A 19154-nucleotide genomic window follows, 5' to 3' on the forward strand; every position below is an offset into this window, starting at 1 on the left:
ATTTTTTTTTTTAGGTTGGGTGTTTTTTTTTTTTTTATTTTGGCCCCTTTTTTTTTGGGGGGGGGGGGGGGGGGCCCCCCCCCCCCCGCCCCCCCCCCCCCCCCCCCCCCCCCCCCCCCGCTCTTGGTTCCTCCTGACCAGGAACTGCGCCCGTGAGGCCCTAACCCCGAACCGTGGCGCCTGCCAGGTCTGTGCAATGCTCGCCGGTCAGCTAGGTGCCGGCCATGTGTTGCCCTAAAGGCACGGGCACGGGCCCTATTTCGCGTCGTGGCTTGCGGTTGTGTGATGCACGATGCGGTCATGGATGACTCCATCACCGCCATCTGCGCCGTTGTGCCGGCCCACCCCCGCTACACCCCGAACCAGTTGGGTGACCACCGTCGACGCAACTCACATCGTCCCCGAACACTGGCTCGCCGACCAGATCAACCAGGCCAACACCGGTAGCGACGTCTTCCTGAAGCCCCTTAGCGACGGGGGGCCCAGTCTCGGTGTCCGCGCATCCTCCTACCGCACCGCGGGAGGATTCCTCTAGCCAGCAGCCCGAGGTCCTCGACCTCCTCACCCGACTCCACCACACCCACGCACGGATTACTGCCGCGTAACCAAAACGCCTGCCACGTCGAACCAGCATCGAACAATATCGCCAGCGGCAGTGAACGTTTTGCCGCGATTTGTGTGCCGACTGGCTTCTCGTCGGTACGCCAAACGATGCTGTCGTCGAGGCGAGACGACAGTGGATGGATCCCGAAGTAGGCCTTCACGTCAGCCGGGGACGCGGAGAGGTCCGGGAGCAACACATGGTCTGGGAATCACCTGCTAGTAAATAATTTCCTGGGCCGCTACCGCACCACTGGAGCGAACATCCACCCGCCATGCGCAGCGTGGTCAAAATCCTTCAGAAAACCGCGAGGGGATCGGATCCGCACGTATGCACCCAAGGACGTTCGCGCGTCTGCCCGCCGAGCTTCCCATTAATTCCAATCCGCATTCCCGTACCGTCGCGCCGAACCTCTCAACCCGGTCAAAGCACAACCATGCCCGCTTCTCGCGGTCTCGACATGAATGAGCCATGGCGACGCCCATCTTGACAAAGCAAAGCTCGGTTTCCTAAAATCGACAACCGAACCTTTCTTTCTGCAAGGGTTCACGGGTCTACACGATGCAAAGGCGCAGGCAATGACGGCAAAACTTCGGCGACGCACAGCCGCCTGCGTGCGCCGTTGCATCCCCGCCCGATTCGCGTTGCCAAGCGGAACCTTGCTCGATGTTCGGGGCGCTCCGCGCCCCGCTACGGGTACGCAAATTACCCCTCTGCGACTCACGCACCGGCACTCCTCGACCGAGCGCCTGCGCAAGGGTAAACCCCGATGCCTTTTTGTTCCTCTTTTGACGGGAAAAGCATGACTGTTCAAGCAACCCCTGCGGCCGTGGCCGTGAGGCCGTTCGGTTTCCGCGACAAGTTCGGTTACGCGTTCGGTGACTTCGGCAACAACACCCTCATTGCCCTGGTCAACTTCTTGTTTTTGAAGTTCTATACCGACGTGATGGGGGTCGACGCGGCGCTCGTCGGCATCGTCTTGACGATCGTAGCCATCGGAACGATTTTTGCGAATATCGTCATTGGGCAGCTGGTGGACCGGTCGAAGACGACGAAAAACGGCAAATTCCGGCCCTGGATCTTGCGCGTATCCGGACCTTTCGCGGTCATGAGCTTCCTGCTGTACGCGAATTGGCTTTCCGGGGCGCCTCTCGGAGTCAAGATCGGTTGGATGATCGGTTCCTACATCCTTTGGTTGAGCGTCTTCTACGGCTCCATCGAAATCCCCTACGGCGCTCTCCCGTCGGTCATGACCAACAACCCCAACGACCGCATTAAACTTTCGAACTACCGCAACTTGGGTGGATCTTTCGCCATCGCGATCGTCAGCATCGTCATTCCGCTGCTGGTGTATTCCACCGTCAAAGGGAACTCGGTTCTGTCGGGCACGAAGTTGATGTGGTGCGCGTTGGCTGTGTCGGTGATTGCTTTCGGGTCGTACATGATCACCTACTTCCTCACCACCGAACGGGTGCGAAGCAGCGAGTCCACCTCAACGCGCATCGATATCAAAGCTGTTGCAAAAGCCATCTTGGTGAATCGGGCGTTGCTCGCGATCGTGTTCGTGGTGATGATCCGGGAGCTCTCGAACACCAGCCTGCAGGGCATGGCCTCCTACATCTACCCGAACTACTTCAACGACCCCGCAGCGCAGTCCCTCGCGGACCTACTGTCCACGGTTCTGGCGTTGTTGGTGTTTTTCTTCATGGGCAGGATAGGAATCCGGTTTGGCAAGAAGGAGACCGTGGCCGTGGGGTGCCTCCTGATCGCCGCGTCGGAGTTCACGGCGTTCATCCTCCACACCCACAGCCCTTATGTCTGGATCGCGTTCTACCTGATCAACACCCTGGGTATCGGCGCGTTCGGCGCTCTCAGTTGGGCGTTCATCACCGACATCATCGACGACACCCAGGTGCGCACCAACCGAAGGGCAGAGGGAGCCGTTACGAGCGTCTACACGATGGCCACTCAGATCGGGCAAGCCCTTTCGAGCCTCGTCCTCGGCTTCATGCTCAGCTTCATCGGCTACACGCAAGCCAACGCGTTCAAGACCTCCACGGTCAACGGCCTCTACGACATCGCCACCCTCGTGCCGATGTCCGGCTTCATCCTCACCGCCCTGATCCTGATCATCTTCTACCCGCTGAACAAAAAGCGCGTCAACGAGAACGCCGTCTTCCTCGCCGAGCACCACCCGGAGCAGAACCTCGAAAACGACGTTCTAATCGGTCAGGACGGCAGCGAGTTCGGGACCGGAATCGCACCAACGGACGAGCGCATCCCCAAGGCGGACATCTGATGCAGACCACCTACTCGCCACGTGTCGCCTCCCCGTCGATCGGAATAGGATACCTATGAGCTCCGCTGGAACCTTCGTCCGTATCGGGCGGAACATCCCCGCCGTCCACTACGTCCCGGACGCAGGGTCGAACAAGTCCGGTATTGCCGTTCTCGTCATGCACTCCGACGCCGACTACCTCTCGTTCTCCGCTGGCCCCGAACTCAGCGCCCGCGGCTACCAGGTGTGGTGCGCCAACGTCAGTGACAGCCGGCTCAGCCTCGATGCGAAGATCGCCGAAACAGGGCAGGTCATGGACTACCTCCGCGACCAACCCGACGTGTCCACGGTGATCCTCCTCGGCCACAGCGGCGGCGGCACCCTCCTCAGCGCTTTCCAAAACATTGCCGAAAACGGCCCGTCCGCTTTCCGGGGCCCCGAAAAGTTAGTCGCCTGCTCCGCCGATCTCACCGATCTCACTCCAGCGGATGGGCTGCTGCTGGTCGACTCGAATTGGGGCAACGGCGCGATGCGCCTGTTCAGCCTCGACCCCGCCGTCATCGACGAGTCCAGTGGCACCCTGATCAACCCCGACTTAGACCTGTTCAATCCTCGCAACGGCTTCGACCCTCATGGATCGACGTACAGCGAGGAATTCATTCGCACCTTCCAGCGCGCCCAGGGTGAGCGCAACAACCGGATCATCGACCACGCCTTGGAGCGTCTCGCCGTCATCGAATCGGGACGCGGAAACTACGCGGACGACGAACCTCTGACCATCCCTGGCGCGGAGCAGGGGTTCCGCAACAACAAGTTGTATGCCCAAGACACCCGGCTGATGTCCCACACCCGCGAGCCCCACACCCTGATCCGCGCGAATGGTTCCGTCACGAAAGAGACGGTGGTCTCCCTACGCGGCCCAGAGAACACCAAGACTCTGACCGATTCGTACTGGGACGGTGCTCTGCACACCACGGTGCGGACGTTCCTTGATTCGTACGCGGTCCGGACCACTGCCGCCTACGGGTACGACGACACGACCGTGCGGGGCATCGACTGGGCCTCCAGCTACAACTGCACCACCGGTAATGTCAGCGGAATCTCCGTGCCGCTTCTGACGATGGGGATGACAGCCGGGTGGGAATTCGCGGCCTCCGAAACCATCTACGACCACTCCACGAGCAAAGACAAAACCGTGGCGTACGTCGAGGGGGCCGACCACCTGTTCCGTCCCTCCCCCGCCATCGCGCATCACGGGCTTCCGGCCGGGGACACGATCGCGCACACCTACGACTTCATCGACCGGTGGGTCAGCGACCGCGAACCGTTCTTCGACTAACCCCATCCTTCAGGGTGCGTGCGCCAAGACGCCGGATCAGCACCGCACACGGCATTTCCTCACTGCGCCTGAACTGGGCCTCGTAACAGATTGGAACACCATGCTTGACCTCACTGGCAAGACCATGATCATCACCGGCGGCGCCGGCAACAACGGTCTCGCGATCGTCCGGATGGCTCTCGCCAACGGTATGAATGTCGCGTTCTTGAGCTCTTTCCACGGCAAGGCGCAGGACGCTATCGCAAAGCTCGACCCGAAGTACGCCGACCAAGTCATCGGCTTCGCGCAGAATCCCGAAGCGCGCCTCGCCGAAAACATCGAGTGCGACCCGAACCTCTATAACGAGACGACCACGCAGGAGACCGTCCTCGGCTGGATCCACGACCGGTTCGGCAGCATCGACGTCGTCGTCAATGGCTCGGGGGGCCACGACCGACACAATCTGGAAGAGACCGACAAAGCGGTCTGGCACCACTCGATGGAAGTCGTCGAAGGCGCCTTCTTCAACACCAAGCTCGCCTTGCCCTACTTGAAGCAGTCCAAGGCGCCGCGAGTAATCAACATGACAACCGTCGATGGCAAAGCCGGCGGCTGGTACTTCAACCCCTCCTTCGCCGCTGCTCGTGGCGGGATGATCTCCCTCACGCAGGAGATGGCCAAAGAGCTCGGCCCGCACGGAATCACCGTCAACTGCGTCCTCACCGGCCACATCGAACAAGACGTCCCCGACGAGGACGTCCTCCCCGATGCCATGCGCGAGGAGCTTCTCGCTCGCACGCCTCTTGGTCGCCTCGGCGTCCCCGAGGACATTGCCGGCGCTGTGAACTTCCTCGCCAGCGACGAAGCCTCCTTCATCACCGGCGCCGTCATCGACATCAACGGCGGCATCATCACCGCATAGCGGCCCCACCCCAGCGCCGACTCTTACGAAAGGAACGATCATGACGACAGGACACGACACGTACAAGGTCCCTGAGCTCTCCGAAGAGGAGCAGAAAAAGCCCCTTGCTCGCTTCTACACGGACTACCCGCTGCACCTGCCCTCGCCCCTCGAGCGGCAACTACTGGAAGGCGGCCCGATTAACTCCGCCAACGCCATCCCGGCGGAGGACTGGCTGAGCCTCGTAGACCGAAACATCTACGAACTGCCGGCATACGGGTACTGCATGATGCCGGACGGATCCGGCTTCTACATCCAGTACTCCACCACCGATGAGACCTGGGACCCGGCCTGGCGGCGCTGGTACGGGCCGTGGATGAACTACAAGAAGGAGGGCGTCGACTATCCCGATGGCAACCTCCGGTACAAGATCTGGATGCCTGCCGACCACTTCGACCACGAGTACGTCAACGGCAAGGACGCCGCTGAAGGCATCCGTTCCGTCGAGACCCTCGACCTCGGGGCCTCAGGTGACCCGCGACAGGGCATGCCGTCGATCAACCACGACATCGACCTTCGCGACTACGGCCTCACCGAAGAACGCCAGGCCGCCCTCACCGCAGCAGGCATCCGCCTCACCGCCGTCTGGGAGGAATTCGACGGTCCGGGCCACCACCTGGTCCTTCGGATGTCCCGCCCGGGCCCCCTGGGCGGCACCGAGAACATCAACTGCGAATGGATCGGCTGGTGGGCCAAAGACGGTCAGATCGTCCGCGACGAAGACACCCCGGTCAACGAGACCTACCTCAAAAATGTCCTCGCTCACAACACCGTCGAACGCGCACACCTCGTCCAAGTCCTCCCGGATCTGTACGCCGAATACCACGACCAGCCCATCGACGCCGACTAAGCGCACGCACCGCTTCCCGCCTCGCAGAGATCTACCCAGAAAGGCACCACCCATGTACTACAACATCCCCAAAGAACGCATCGAGACCGACGACCCGAGCATCATCCCCGTCAAGCAGAAACTCTTCCCTGAAGAAGAGGCCATGCCGCTGGCGAAGTACTTCCACAACTACCCCCTGCACATGCCGACCCCAGTCGAAATGCAGATCGTCAACGGTGGCCCGATGAAGGTCGAAGATGCCATTCAGCCGCACGACTTCATGAACCTGTTGAAGCCCTACGGCTACGACAACGTCGAGCTCGGTTACTGCATGTTTGAAGACGGCTCCGGATACGTCGCCACCTACCGTGTCCGTCCCGCGCACATCACCGCGGAAATGGAGAACTGGTACCGCAACTGGCGGAATCTTAAATCAAAGAGCATGGTCCCGGGGCAGGGGAACCTGCGCTACAAGATCTGGAGCCCGGCGGATCACTTCGACCACTACTACATCAACTGGGAGAACGGTTCGCAGGGTATCCACACCACCGAAAGCCTCGACCTCGGTGAGGGCGACCGGATGTACGACACCATCCGTCACCAGTTCGACCTCCGCGACTTCGGTTTCACCGACGAGTGGGCGCAGGAGCTCAAAGACGCCGGTGCCACCAGCACCGGCAAAGGGTCTTTCGAGACCTTCGACGAGCCCGGCAGCCACCTGTGCCTCGCCTACTCACGCCCCGCGCCGCTCGGCGGCGTCGAAACCCGCAGCCGCGAGTGGATCGGTTGGAAACCCGTCAACGGCAAACTCGTCCGCGACGAGACGACCCACTGCACGGAGGAGTACCTGCGAAAGGTTGTGATCCACACCCTCGTCGAGTGGGAGCACCTCAACACGTACCTCCCCGACCTGTACGCCGAGTACCACGACCAGCCCATCGACGCCGACTAACTACCGGACTCCTTCTGCCGGGTAGCTGCAGCAGCAGTTACCCGGCACCGCCCTCGACCGGTGCATCTGCTCGGTCACGCCAAGAACAGGAACACCATGACAACAGCAGACGACAGCAACGCCCCTGCGCGTGACCGGACCGACACCGACCGCAACGCCCGCGGGACGCGGTCCGATCGCGGCGAACGAGGCGAGAGTCGCGGGGAACGGGGCGAGGGTCGCGGCGAACGAGGCGAGGGTCGCGGCGAACGAGGCGGAGGACAGAATGAACGCAGGGGCGGCCGGGACGAGCGGGGTGGTGGCCGGAGGCGTCTGCCCCACCGGAAGGTCACGGTCCGCTCAGCCACACGTCTGACGGACCATATGGTGCGGATCGTGGCGGAGAACGACCTGCAGGATTGGGAAGTGACCGGTCCCGGCGGCCACTTCAAGGTCTTCATGCTGCAAGACGACGGAGAGCAGGTCGCCCGCACGTATACCGTCCGCAGCTTCGACCAGGAGCAATCGCGGCTCACCATCGACTTCGCGATCCATGCCGACGGTCCGGCCACCCGGTTCGCGTCTTCGGCGAAGCCCGGCGATCAGTTCGAGGTCTCCGCAGGAAGCCGGCCAGGCTTCCAACCTCGCCCAGAAAGCGAGTGGACTATTCTCATTGCCGATCAGTCGGCGCTTCCGGCGCTGTGTGCCATCGTGGAAACCCTCCCTGCAGGGCATGAGGTGCATGCCCTGATCGAAGTTCCGAGCCTTAAAGAGACAGTTTCTGTCACGTCACCGGCCACTGTGGAACCGCAGTGGATCGTTGAGTCGGAGGAACCGTGCGCACGGTTGGTGGATGCCGCTCTTGGTCTTGAACTGCCCGACGGTGACGGAGAGATCTGGGTCGGCTGCGAGGCAGGGGCCATGCGGTCGATCCGACGCCATCTCCTTCTTGAGCGTGGCCTCAGCAGCCGCGACGTCTACACGCGTGCGTACTGGAAACGCGGTGCCGTAGCCCACACCGATCACGACATGGGCGAAGAGATCGTGGGAGCGAACAATGACTGAACAAGGCACCACAACCCCCAGAGCTGATCTCGCAGAAGAGCCCGTGAATCCTCGCCGGTGGCGAATCCTAGGCGTCTGCCTGGCCATGAGCTTTTTGACGATGCTCGACGTATCCATCGTCAATGTCGCGCTGCCGACCATCCAAACCTCTCTTCACGCCAGCTCTCTCGGACTGCAACTGCTGGTCGCCGGCTACACCCTCACCTTCGGACTCACCCTCGTCGCCTCAGGCCGACTCGGCGACGCCGGCTACCGCCGACAGCTTCTCCTCGGCGGCCTGGTCCTTTTCGTTGCAGCGTCCCTGGCAGCGGCGCTGGCACCTAACGAACTTTTCCTCGTCATCGCCCGCCTCATCCAGGGCGCTGCCGCCGGTGTCGTCAACCCGCAGGGCATGGGGCTCGTCCAGCAGGTGTTCCGGCGAGACGAACGCGGCCGCGCATTCGGCTTCAACGGTGCCGTCATCGGGTTGTCGAACACCATCGGCCCAGTTCTCGGCGGCGTCATCATCTTTTTGACCGGCACGGTCAGCGGCTGGAGGTGGGTATTCGGTGTCAGCGTTCCCATCGCACTCATCATCCTGGCCTTCGCCTGGCGGCTCGTCCCTGCGCAGGAGAAGCAAGACCGCCGTCATGTCTCCCTCGATGGAGGCGGGCTGCTCGTCATCACTCTCACCACCCTGGCGCTGATGTTCCCCTTCGTCACCACCACCGGGGTTGGTGACAACCCGAACCGGTGGTGGAGCCTGGCCGTAGCCGGGCTCGGGATCGTCGTCCTCTATTTCGTCGAACGCCGCGTCAAGAGCAGGGGTGGCTCGGTCATCGTCGATATGAGCGTCCTCAACGAGAGGTCGTTCCGAAACGGCACCGCCCTCGGGGTGGCGTACTTCGCCGGCCTGAACTCTGTCGCGTTGATCGTGACGCTCTTCCTTCAAGAAGGACTGAAGTTCCCCGCGCTGCAAGCCGGCCTGGTCACCGCGCCGTTCGCTGTCGGATCCGCGTTTGTTGCCGTCCGCGCCGGGAAACTTGTCATGCGCTACGGCCGTCCTCTGGTCGTCGGCGGCCTCATCGTTGCCTGCGTCGGAATCGGTGCCGCATCCCTCATTGCCTACCTGTACGCCCACGGCACCCACCTTCCCGGCGGTGTCGGGATCTACATCGCCGCAGCGATGCTCGTCGCCGGCTGCGGTAGCGGCTCCGTCCTGTCCCCGAATCTGACTCTCACCATGCAGAACGTCCCCGTCCCCAAGGCCGGCGTCAGTTCCTCCATGATGCAGGTCGGACAGCGTCTCGGTTCCGCGATCGGTATCTCGATCGCACTGTCGGTGTACTACAGCGTCGTCGCTTCCGGCGGCACGGCCGCCGAGGCCGCGCATCGCACCCTCACCATCACCCTCGGATTTTTCGGAGTGGCCCTTCTCGTCGCATTGTTCGACTCCCTCCAGCGACGCCGCCTCGGCATCGCCCTCCCCACCAAGTCGGGTCGGCATTGATGACCGCAGTCCGACACTGACACGATGACATCAGAGACCGGGCGGGCGGTCCGGTTCGCGGCTCTCCGCAACCGGCACTTCCGCCCGTACCTGTTCACAGCGGGCACGTCGATGATGGGCGACAACATCGAACACGTCATCACTTACTGGGTGCTCTGGCAAACCTTCCACTCCCCCGCCCTCACCGGATTCGAGATCATCAGCCACTGGCTGCCATCGCTGCTGTTTTCCGTCACATTCGGCGGCCTCGCACAACGCTTCGACTGCCGCCGCCTGATCCAGATAGCTCAACTGCTGTTCATGAGCGTCTCCCTCAGCTGGGGAATCCTCTTTGCGACTCATTGCCTCTCCATCTGGGCTGCCTGCATCCTCCTGGTCCTGCACGGATGCGCCGGGTCACTATGGGGCCCAGCCGAACAGTTCCTTCTGCACGACTTCGCCGAGCCGGCCAACCTGCCGGGCGCGATCCGGATGAACGCCACGTTCCGAAGCCTGGGCATTCTCGCGGGCCCCGCCGTCGGCTCCATCCTCTTGCTGGGGCTCGGACCCGTCGCCGGCATTTTCGCCAACGTCGCCTTCTACCTGCCCATGACCTGGCTGATGGTCCGCACCCCATTCACCGGCCATACCCGGGACACCGTATCCGCAAGCGGTCAAGTTCACCCCGCCCCTGCTATTCCCATGCCAGGCGCCGCGTTGATCGGCGCCTTCCGCACGTTCCGCACCGTCCCATTGCCCCGTGCCATCATCGCGATGATGGCCCTAGCCGGCGTCACTGCCTTGTTCGTCGGCGGGTCCCTGCAGGTGTCGATGCCATCGTTCGCTGTCAGCCTCGGGGCCGGAGGCGCGGGCCTGGCCTACGGGGCACTTCTTTTGGCCAGCGGTACCGGGGGCGTCGTCGGCGGATTCGTTCTCGAAGCCGTCGGCGCCGTCAAGCTAACGGCCGGCATCGCGGTGGCCGGCACGTTGTTCTACGGCGGCTGCATCCTTCTCTTCGCCACGACCCATCACTACCTCGTTGCGATCGCGGCACTGGTTTTCGCCGGCGTTGGCAGCATCGCCTCGCAATCCGTCAGCCAGAGCATCGTGCAGCTCAACGCACCCGCGGCAGAGCGGGGTCGCACCATCGGGTTGTACAACACGGTCGCCAACGGACTCCGGACCGGAAGCGGACTCACCGTTGCGGCCCTCGGCGCCGCCGTCGGCATCCAAGGCTCCCTCGCTCTCTCCGCCATGATCATGACGGTTGCCACACTCATCATCGGCATTCAGCTGTGGGGCTCTCACCACCACCACGGTCCAGATCCCTCGCCTCAGCGATAGAAGTAGTCTCTCTTGCCATTCCCGCTGCGATAGATTACGATATATCGTGATCAGACTGTAGGTCGTTCCGAAAGCGTGACGTTCCCGCTGTTATGGCTCCAAGGATGTGGCCCCGCCGATATCTAAGGAGTCTCCATGACCAACACTGCGTCCATCCGTCTTCCCCGGACCGGATCCGTCTCCACCGCCCGTCGCGTCGACCGGGCCCGCCTCGAGCGTTTCCTCGACCTCGCCGCAGCTCATGTAGCTCGAACTTTTCCGAGCATCGACGCGCGCTCGGCGGGACGCACCACGCCTCCAGCCTGCACGAAGTAGCACTCAACGTCAGCCTCAGCCTGAGAAAGGCTGGGGCTGTTGTGCGCCCTCAGATAAACGATAAAAGCCCCCGGCGATGTTGCCGTCGCAGCGGCCTCTCGCCTGTCATTAGCAGTTTTGTCGGCCGTCCGGTCGCCGCGGCTGCTGTCACGCGAAGTGCTCGCGGGCCTGGTGACGACGCTGGCGCTCGTGCCCGAGGTAATCTCGTTCTCGATCGTGGCCGGGGTCGACCCGATGGTGAGCCTCGTCGCGTTGATCGTGCTGGCGATCGCGATGTCGATACTCGGCGGGCGGCCCGGCGTGATCACGGCGGCGGCCGGGTTGGTCGCGCTCGTAATCGCACCCCTGGTGCATCAGCACGGGGTGCAGTACGTGCTGCCGACGGTCGTGCTCGCCGGCGTCCCGCAGATCGTCTTCGGCTTCGCCGGGCTCGCGCGGCTCATTCCACGGTCGGTGATGACCGGCTTCGTGAACGCGCTCGGCGTACTCGACTTCACGGCTCAGGTGCCCCACGTGCTGAACGTGCCGTGGCTGGCGTACGTGCTTTTCGCCCTGACCTTCGCCATCATCTTCGTCGTTCCGCGCTTCACGAAGGCGGTGCCGTCGCCCCTGATCGCGATCGTCGTCGTTACCGTGATCGTGATCGTCGCGCACCTCGTCGTGCCGAACGTGGCCGACGGGGGCCCTCGACGGGAAAGCTCCCCGGCATCACCCCCCTCGCCGTGCCGCTGAACCTCGACACCCTGCAGTTGATCTGGCCCACCGCGCTCAGCGTGGTCGTCGTCGGCCTGATGGAGACCCTCCTCACGGCGAAGCTCGTCGACGAGATCACCGATACGCCGTCACCCAAGCGCCGGGAGTCGTGGGCGCTCGGCATCTCGAACCTGCTCGCAAGCTTCTATGGAGGCATTGCCGGATGCGCGATGATCGGCCAGACCCTGCTCAACGTGAAGACCGGGGGAGCCCGCACTCGCATCTCGACCACGGTGGCCGGGGTCTTTCTCCTAGCTCTCGTCACCGGGCCGAGCGCGGTCATGGGGCAGATTCCGATGGTTGCCCTCGCGGCCGTCATGATGGTGGTCGCCGTCACCACCGTCGACTGGCACAGCGTAAATCCGCCGACCCTGCGCCGGATACCGGTGCCCGAGACGATAGTCATGGGCGTCACGATCGCCGTGGTCGTGATCACGAGCAACCTCGCCTACGGCGTGATCATCGCAGTTGTGTTGGCCATGGTGCTGTTCGCATGGCGGGTTGCTCACGTGGTCGCGTCGAGCGGGCGCTCACGGCGAGCGGCGACGCCGTGTCCTACACGGTGATCGGGCCGCTTTTCTTCGGGAGCAGCAACGACCTCTTCGAGCGCTTCTCGTACGCTTCGGACCCGGCGCAGGTCGCCATCGACCTGAGCCGCGCCAAGATCTGGGAAGCCTCAGCGGTCGCCTCCCTCGACGCCATTGAGACGAAGTAACGCCCACAGGGGTGCCACCGCCGCATTTGAGGGCTCGACGAGCGCAGCATGACGCTCCGCAACCGCCTGAGCCAAATGTGATCGCGCCCCGCGTCTTGCTAAACGACTGTTTCCGACATATCGTAAACATATCGCTCAATGCATCCAATTCGTGATGGTCCCGCCCCATAGCTGGAGGAACGCGCGACGACTATAGGGAGTTTTTGATGGCACGATATGGTCACGGATTTGGGGGCACCGAAGACGGACGTCGACAGCGTCGCGGGGGGCGGCCTGACTTCGACAGCACAGGGCGTCGAAGCGGGAATCGCGATGGCGGCCCAAGTTTCGGGCTTGCAGCAAATGAGATGGGTGGTTTCGGGCGAGGTGGCGACAGGTCGCGTCGCAGTCGTGCACGGCCGGGGAACATCCGTCTCGTGATTCTCGCTCTTCTCGGCGAGGCACCCTCCAACGGATACGCGTTGATGAAATCCATCGCGGAGCGAACCGACAACGCATGGCAGCCAAGTCCCGGATCCATGTACCCGACCCTGTCGCAGCTGGTCGACAATGACCTCATTCACGACACCAAGTCAGGCGGCCAGCAAACGTTTGCCCTCACCACGGAGGGCGCGACCTTCGAGGCGGCGCACACCGCCGAGATCGATGATGCCTGGAATGAGGCCCGCGCGAACACTAACCCGGACGGCGACGAGTTCCTCGCCAGTGCCCTCAAGCTGGCCGGTGCGACCAAACAGTTCTCGTTCTCCGCCACGCCGGAGCAACGCAAGGCTGGTCGGAACAAAATGGACGAGGCCCGCCGGGCCCTGTACTCGATTCTCGCCGAATGAGACTTTTGCGTCGTCGAGCCGGCACAATAGCGCCGCCTCTCGCCTTTCGTTCTACGGACGCTGTCGGCATCTGCCGTCTCGATGACCCGCAGTCGCGGCGGAGTGCGGTTCTGTGAGTATGCGTGGCCCGGGCGGAGGGGGGCGTGGCTCTCGAGGCGACACGGCGGCGCAAAAGGCCGCCAACGCGGCGGCCCCTAAAATTTCCCACTTGATTCCCCGCATTCGAGAGCTTTTTGCCCCCCACCAGCGTGCGCTCATCGTCACAGTGCTCCTCGTTTTCATAGATGCCGGCATCAGTGTCATCCCGCCGTTGCTGACGCAGAAAGCGTTTGACCTCGGCTTATTCCCGAAGGAAGGTCCGAACGTTCCTGTTCTCGTCTCTCTCGTGGGCGTGATGGTCGGCATTTGGCTCTTTTCCGCCGCGATCGGCGTCTGGCAAACATGGCTCACCGCCATCGTCGGCAACAAAGTCATGGGTGCTCTGCGGATCGGACTGTTTGCGCACCTGCAGCGCATGGACTTGGCGTTCTACACCCGGACCAAAACGGGAGAGATTCAGTCGCGCCTTGCAAACGACGTCGGCGGCGTCTCCGGCGTCCTGTCCAATACGATCGCAAGCGTTCTGGGTAACACCGTCACCGTGGTGGCTGCCGTCGTAGCGATGCTCCTACTCAGCTGGCAAATGACCATCGTCGCGGCGATTGTCCTGCCGGCACTCGTCATCACCCAGCGTCGCGTCGGTCAGGTGCGTGCCCGCATCGCGACCGCCACACAAGAGTCGCTGTCGACCATGACGGCCATCACCCAAGAGACCTTGAGCGTATCTGGAATCTTGTTGGCGAAAAGCTTCAATCAGCAGCGGACCGAGGTGGAACGCTACGCGTCCGAGAACCACACCCAAATTGGGCTGCAGGTCCGGCAGCAGATGAGCGGCCAATGGTTTTTCGCCACGGTACAGGTCTTTTTGTCGATCATCCCTGCCGTGATCTATCTGGTAGCTGCTTGGCTGATGACGCACAGTGTCCCGGTCACCGCGGGGACCATCGTCGCCTTCACGACGGTACAGGCACGTCTGGCCTCCCCACTCATGGGGCTCCTGCGCACAGCCCTTGACCTGCAAACTTCCGGTGCACTTTTCGCCCGCATTTTCGAGTATCTCGACCTCGTGCCCGCGATCACCCCACCGCAGCGTCCGCAACCTCTCGAGCCGAAAGCGCTCGGTCGGATCGTCTTCGAGAACGCTTCCTTTGCGTATCCGGACGCCGCATCGGGCAAAAAAACGCTTGACGGTCTGACGTTCTCCATCGAACCAGGCCAGTTTGCCGCTTTCGTGTGTCCCTCCGGGGCGGGCAAGACTAGCATTTCTTACCTCATTCCTCGCCTGTACGATGTGACGGCCGGGGCCGTACGTTTCGCCGGGCGCGACGTGAGGGATATCGAGCAGTAAGGACTGATCAGCAACATCGGAATCGTCAGCCAGGAGACGTACCTGTTCAATGCCACGATTGCCGAAAACCTCCGCTATGCCCTCCCAGGCGCTACCGACGAGCAGTTACGTCATGCCGCGCAGCAAGCGAACATCTATGACACCATCATGTCGTTCCCGCTCGGTTATGAAACTCTCGTGGGTGAGCGCGGTTACCGGCTCTCTGGGGGTGAAAAACAACGGATTGCCATCGCGCGAGTCTTGCTGAAAGATCCGGCTGTTCTTGTCTTGGACGAGGCAACCAGTGCCCTCGACTCTCTGTCCGAACGTGCTGTTCAAGACGCCCTCGACACCGCGGCCCGCGGTCGCACCACGATTGCCATCGCCCACCGGCTCTCGACCATCCGCGCCGCAGACGTCATTTTCGTCGTGCAAGCCGGCCAGGTAGTGCAACGGGGTACCCATGACGAGCTCATAGCCGTCGAGGGAACTCACTCCGAATTGCACCACCGCCAGGTCACCATTCCGGTCAGCTGACCTTCACGACGCCGTCAGAGGTGGCGTGGAGGACTGAGACTTCGCATACGTGGCGCGTTTGGCCAACTGGATGTCCGGATCGGGGATCGGGACGGCGTCGAACAGCTTTTTCGTGTAGGGGTCCCATTGCTCCTGATGGGTGTCCCCGTCCAAAAGGTCCACGATTCGGCCGTGCTCGAGAACCGCCACCTGCGTCGTGATGTGCCGGACGACCGCTAGGTCGTGGGTGATGAACAAGTAGCTGACGCCGAGATCGTGTTGAAGGTCCGCCAGGAGGTTCAACACTTGCGCTTGGACGGAGAGGTCCATGGCGGAGACGGCCTCGTCGCAGATGACCAAGGCGGGGCGGGTGATGACGGCGCGGGCAATCGCGACTCGTTGCCGTTGTCCTCCGGACAATTCCCCTGGGCGCTTGCTGGCCGCCGTCCGCGGCAACCCCACCCGGTCGAGTTCGTCGCCGACAAGTTCCGTGCGGGCTGCAGCAGAGAGGGTCCCCTGTTGGACGAGGAGACCTTCTTCGATGATGGAGCCGACGCTTTTGACCGGGTTCAGCGACCCGTAGGGGTCCTGAAAAACGGTTTGCACCACCTTGGCAAGGCTCCGCCGGTCGGCGAGGCGCTCGGTCGTGATGGGGATCCCGTTGACGTTGATCGAACCGCTCGTGGCCGGTACGAGGCCCTGGATGGCCCTGGCAATTGTCGATTTTCCGGATCCAGACTCCCCGACGAGCCCCAGGGTTTGCCCCCGGCCGATATGGAAGCTCACGTGGTCCACCGCTTTGAAGGGGGTACCGCGGCGCCGGCCGGGGTATTCCACGACGAGGTCGTCTACCTGGAGGAGGGGCGTGTCGCCGTGCTGGTCATACATGTGCGGGGACTTCCTCGATTTCTTCGACGTCGGATGCGCGGAAGCATCTGCTGGCGTGGGGTTCCGCGTCGGGTCGTTCGCTGATCGTCATGAGGGCTGGGTGGGTGCGGCAGATTTCGATGGCGAGGGGGCAGCGGTCGGCGAAGCGGCAGCCGTCGGGTCGTTCCATGGCGGCGGGCATTCTCCCGGGGATGACCATCAGCCGGCTACCCTGGGTTTGCAGGTGGGGGTCAGCGGCGCGTAGCGCTGCCGTGTAGGGGTGCGCGGGATGCCGGAAAACGTTCCGGATGCTGCCCGCTTCGACGATTTCCCCGGCATACACGGTCAGCACTCGGTCACACATGTCTGCGACCACTCCCCAGTCATGGGTGACCAGGATGATCGACAGGGCCCGTTCCCGCTGCAAATCTTTCAGCAGCCCGAGTACCTCCATCTGGATGGTGACATCGAGTGCCGTGGTCGGCTCGTCGGCGATGAGAAGGTCTGGGTCGCCTGCGAGAGCGAGGGCAATGGCGACGCGTTGCGCTTGTCCGCCGGAAATCTCGAATGAGTACTTCCGCATCACGTCTTCGGGCGAAGGAATTTTCACCGCGTCCAGCAGCCGGAGGCCTTCCTTGTAGGCGTCCTGTTTGCTCATCGTGCGGTGGTTGCGGACAGCCTCGATGAGCTGGTTCCCAATTCGGAAAAGCGGGTCGAGGGCGGAGAGTGGGTCCTGGCCGATGTACGCGATCCGGCGGCCGCGCATGGTCGCCATAACTTGCTCGGTCGCTGTGACAAGGTCGGTTCCGTCGAGGTGTGCGTGCCCTTCAACTAGGGTGCTGTTGGAGGCTCGCATCAGCGAGCGGACAATGACGGATTTGCCGGCACCGGATTCGCCGACAATGCCCAGAACCTCACCTCGGAGCAGGTCGAAGTTGACATCGTCCACCAGGGCGACCGAGTTGTCCCCTCGTGTGCGCACGGTCAACCCGCGCACGCTGAGAAGGACATCCTGCGCCGTCTGCAACAGGTTCGCAGCACCTAGAGACTGCGGGTCTTCTGTGAGCAACGGTTCAGTGCTCTCCTGGAGCTGTGTGCGCAGGCGAGCTGGCGCTGAGCTCAGACGGCTCCGCAGCCGGCGTCGGATCTTCGCAGTTTTCTGTGCCACTTCTCCGAGGGTGCCGAACGACACGATGGTCAGGGCGATCGCGATCAGCGGCGGGAAGATCATCCATGGGTCGGGAGCGAGGTATTGCGTTCCGTCGGCGAGCAGTCCGCCCCAGCTCGCGTTGGGCGGTGCGACGTCCAGCCCGAGAAACCCCAGGCCTACTTCGGTGGTGATCGCGACGGCGGCGATCATGGACGCCTGGACACGGATCAGACCAGCCAGCCGAGGGGTGAGGTGCCGCCAAATGATGGCGGGATGCGAGAGTCCGGTGGCCCGGGCGGAGGTGACATACAGCTCACCGCCGAGGCTCAACGTGGCGCCGCGAATGACACGGTAGATGAAAGGGCTGAGGAACACCGACGTGGCGGCGATCACGACGAAGAGGTTGTAGGGGAAGATCGCGAAGACGACCAGGCTGATCAGGACCGGGGGGACGGATTGGAGCACGTCGAACACGGCGGAGACGGCCCCGTCGAGGCGGCCCCGCAAGTAACCAGCGATGAGCCCGGCGATGCCTCCGAGTCCGATGGTGATGACCACCACGATGACGACGGCGAGGAGGGTCGGTTGGGCGCCGTACAGGAGCCGGACCAGAAGGTCGCGGCCGAGCTCGTCGGTGCCAAGCAGGTGTTTGCCGGTCGTCCCTTGTAGTTGGGCGGACAGGCTCTGCACGTCGGCGCCCTGCGGGGCAAGGACCGGAGCAAGAAGCGTGGCGATCACCACGATGATGAGCCAGCCGCTAGCCAGGATTGTCGCCGGGCGAATCTTCCGGGCGTTCTTTTTCCGCAGCGGGACAGGTTTTTCCGTGACGAGGGTTGTCATGATGCGATCCTCAGTTTCGGGTTCAGGACGACGTAGAGCAGATCAATGCCGAAGTTGACGACGACGACATAGATCGTGAAGAACAGCACCGCCGCCTGCGCGACGGGAAGATCGTGCTGTGTGGCGGAGGTGACCGCCAGGCTGCCGATCCCGGGAAAGGCGAACACCGTTTCGATAAGCACCGTGGCGCCAACTACGGACACCAACTGCACCCCGATGTAGGAGGTCGCCGGGACGATGGCGTTTTTCAGCGCATGCTTGTATGCCACCGATCGGCGTCGGAAGCCGTTACTGACGTAGGTGAATATGAATTCGCTTTGCATGGTGTCGACCATCGACTGCCTGACCTGTTTGGAGATGAAGCCCACCATCCCGAACGACAACGCGATGACCGGAAGCACCAGGCTGCCCGCCCAGGATCCGAACCCGGTTGACAGCTGGTTGTAGCCGTTCAAAGGGAACAGCCGCAGCTTCAGGGCGAAGACGAAGATCAGGACCACCCCGATGATGAAGCCGGGGATGGCGAAGGCGATGAGGCCTCCGGCGTCGACGACACGGGCGACCAAGCCGCCGCGAAGGGCGGACACGACGCCGAGGACGATGCCGGCGATCACGCTGACGATCGTGGACAGCAATACCAAAAGAAGGGTGGGCTGCCACCGGTTGCCAATGACGGCCAGGACCGGCTGACCACTTGTCACGGAGGTGCCCAGGTTGCCATGCAGGGCGTTGGTTAGCCATGTCCAGTACTGCAGCGGTAGCGGCTCGTTGAGGTGGAGTTGTTTGGCGAGGGCGGCGACGGCTGCTGGTGAGGCTGTGGAGCCGAGGATGGTTTCCGCGGCGTTACCCGGAATCAGCCCCACCAGCAGGAACGTCAGGATGGACACGGCGAACAGGACGACAACACCCATGGCGAAGCGTCGGGCCAGAAAATTGAACATGGTGTT

16 protein-coding genes and 1 pseudogene are annotated in these 19154 nt (G+C 62.8%); 14 read left to right on the plus strand and 3 right to left on the minus strand.

The annotated features are described in order from the left end of the window. Window positions 1-1403 precede the first annotated feature (1403 nt). The 14 genes and pseudogenes from EDF46_RS04985 (at window position 1404) to EDF46_RS05035 (ending at window position 15371) form a co-directional block, all read left to right on the plus strand. A complete protein-coding gene (locus tag EDF46_RS04985; protein ID WP_158614150.1) occupies window positions 1404-2900 on the plus strand; it encodes an MFS transporter in 1497 nt (498 codons plus the stop codon). Window positions 2901-2955: 55 nt separating this feature from the next. Next, window positions 2956-4218, plus strand: coding sequence for an alpha/beta hydrolase (locus EDF46_RS04990; protein WP_123505216.1), 1263 nt, complete (start codon window positions 2956-2958; stop codon window positions 4216-4218). Between the two features lie 124 nt (window positions 4219-4342). Beyond that, window positions 4343-5119 carry an SDR family NAD(P)-dependent oxidoreductase gene (locus EDF46_RS04995; protein ID WP_199738214.1) on the plus strand — a complete coding sequence of 259 codons (777 nt, stop codon included), beginning with the start codon at window positions 4343-4345 and terminating at the stop codon, window positions 5117-5119. 40 nt (window positions 5120-5159) lie between these two features. Next, window positions 5160-6008 carry a DAPG hydrolase family protein gene (locus EDF46_RS05000; protein ID WP_123505218.1) on the plus strand — a complete coding sequence of 283 codons (849 nt, stop codon included), beginning with the start codon at window positions 5160-5162 and terminating at the stop codon, window positions 6006-6008. Between the two features lie 52 nt (window positions 6009-6060). Continuing rightward, window positions 6061-6939 (plus strand): DAPG hydrolase family protein, encoded by an 879-nt coding sequence (locus EDF46_RS05005; RefSeq protein WP_123505219.1) that lies wholly within the window; start codon window positions 6061-6063, stop codon window positions 6937-6939. Window positions 6940-7314: 375 nt separating this feature from the next. After that, window positions 7315-7983, plus strand: a complete 669-nt coding sequence (locus EDF46_RS05010; protein ID WP_158614151.1) for a siderophore-interacting protein — start codon at window positions 7315-7317, stop codon at window positions 7981-7983. Next, the gene (locus EDF46_RS05015; RefSeq protein WP_123505221.1) at window positions 7976-9472 is read left to right on the plus strand and encodes an MFS transporter; all 1497 of its coding nucleotides are present in this window, start codon (window positions 7976-7978) and stop codon (window positions 9470-9472) included. The genes EDF46_RS05010 and EDF46_RS05015 overlap by 8 nt, the downstream gene beginning before the upstream one ends. 24 nt (window positions 9473-9496) lie before the next feature. After that, complete coding sequence (locus EDF46_RS05020) at window positions 9497-10795, plus strand: MFS transporter (protein WP_123505222.1); 1299 nt, start codon at window positions 9497-9499, stop codon at window positions 10793-10795. A 135-nt stretch (window positions 10796-10930) separates the two neighbouring features. Continuing rightward, on the plus strand, window positions 10931-11110 hold the full coding sequence (locus EDF46_RS18280) for a hypothetical protein (RefSeq protein ID WP_158614153.1): 180 nt from the start codon (window positions 10931-10933) through the stop codon (window positions 11108-11110). Between the two features lie 189 nt (window positions 11111-11299). Further along, on the plus strand, window positions 11300-11842 hold the full coding sequence (locus EDF46_RS18915) for a SulP family inorganic anion transporter (protein ID WP_370454063.1): 543 nt from the start codon (window positions 11300-11302) through the stop codon (window positions 11840-11842). Then, entirely contained in the window at window positions 11833-12429 is a 597-nt protein-coding gene (locus tag EDF46_RS18920) for a SulP family inorganic anion transporter (RefSeq protein ID WP_370454064.1), read from the plus strand. Before EDF46_RS18915 ends, EDF46_RS18920 begins: the two co-directional genes overlap by 10 nt. Then, a complete protein-coding gene (locus EDF46_RS18925; protein ID WP_370454065.1) occupies window positions 12414-12578 on the plus strand; it encodes a hypothetical protein in 165 nt (54 codons plus the stop codon). The genes EDF46_RS18920 and EDF46_RS18925 overlap by 16 nt, the downstream gene beginning before the upstream one ends. A 416-nt stretch (window positions 12579-12994) precedes the next feature. After that, the gene (locus EDF46_RS05030) at window positions 12995-13408 is read left to right on the plus strand and encodes a PadR family transcriptional regulator (protein ID WP_158614154.1); all 414 of its coding nucleotides are present in this window, start codon (window positions 12995-12997) and stop codon (window positions 13406-13408) included. A 118-nt stretch (window positions 13409-13526) separates the two neighbouring features. Then, window positions 13527-15371, plus strand: a pseudogene (locus EDF46_RS05035) (ABC transporter ATP-binding protein). 3 nt (window positions 15372-15374) lie between these two features. On the opposite strand, the gene EDF46_RS05040 reads toward EDF46_RS05035, so the two are convergent. Genes EDF46_RS05040 through EDF46_RS05050 form a run of 3 tightly spaced genes read right to left on the minus strand, consistent with a single transcriptional unit; the run spans window position 15375 to window position 19148 of the window. After that, on the minus strand, window positions 15375-16238 hold the full coding sequence (locus EDF46_RS05040; RefSeq protein ID WP_123505224.1) for an ATP-binding cassette domain-containing protein: 864 nt from the start codon (window positions 16236-16238) through the stop codon (window positions 15375-15377). Further along, entirely contained in the window at window positions 16231-18207 is a 1977-nt protein-coding gene (locus EDF46_RS05045) for a dipeptide/oligopeptide/nickel ABC transporter permease/ATP-binding protein (protein ID WP_123505225.1), read from the minus strand. Before EDF46_RS05045 ends, EDF46_RS05040 begins: the two co-directional genes overlap by 8 nt. After that, window positions 18204-19148 (minus strand): ABC transporter permease, encoded by a 945-nt coding sequence (locus EDF46_RS05050; protein WP_123505226.1) that lies wholly within the window; start codon window positions 19146-19148, stop codon window positions 18204-18206. Before EDF46_RS05050 ends, EDF46_RS05045 begins: the two co-directional genes overlap by 4 nt. Between the last annotated feature and the right edge of the window lie 6 nt (window positions 19149-19154).

Origin of the sequence: Frondihabitans sp. PhB188, assembly GCF_003752365.1 — a bacterium.
GTDB lineage: Bacteria > Actinomycetota > Actinomycetes > Actinomycetales > Microbacteriaceae > Frondihabitans.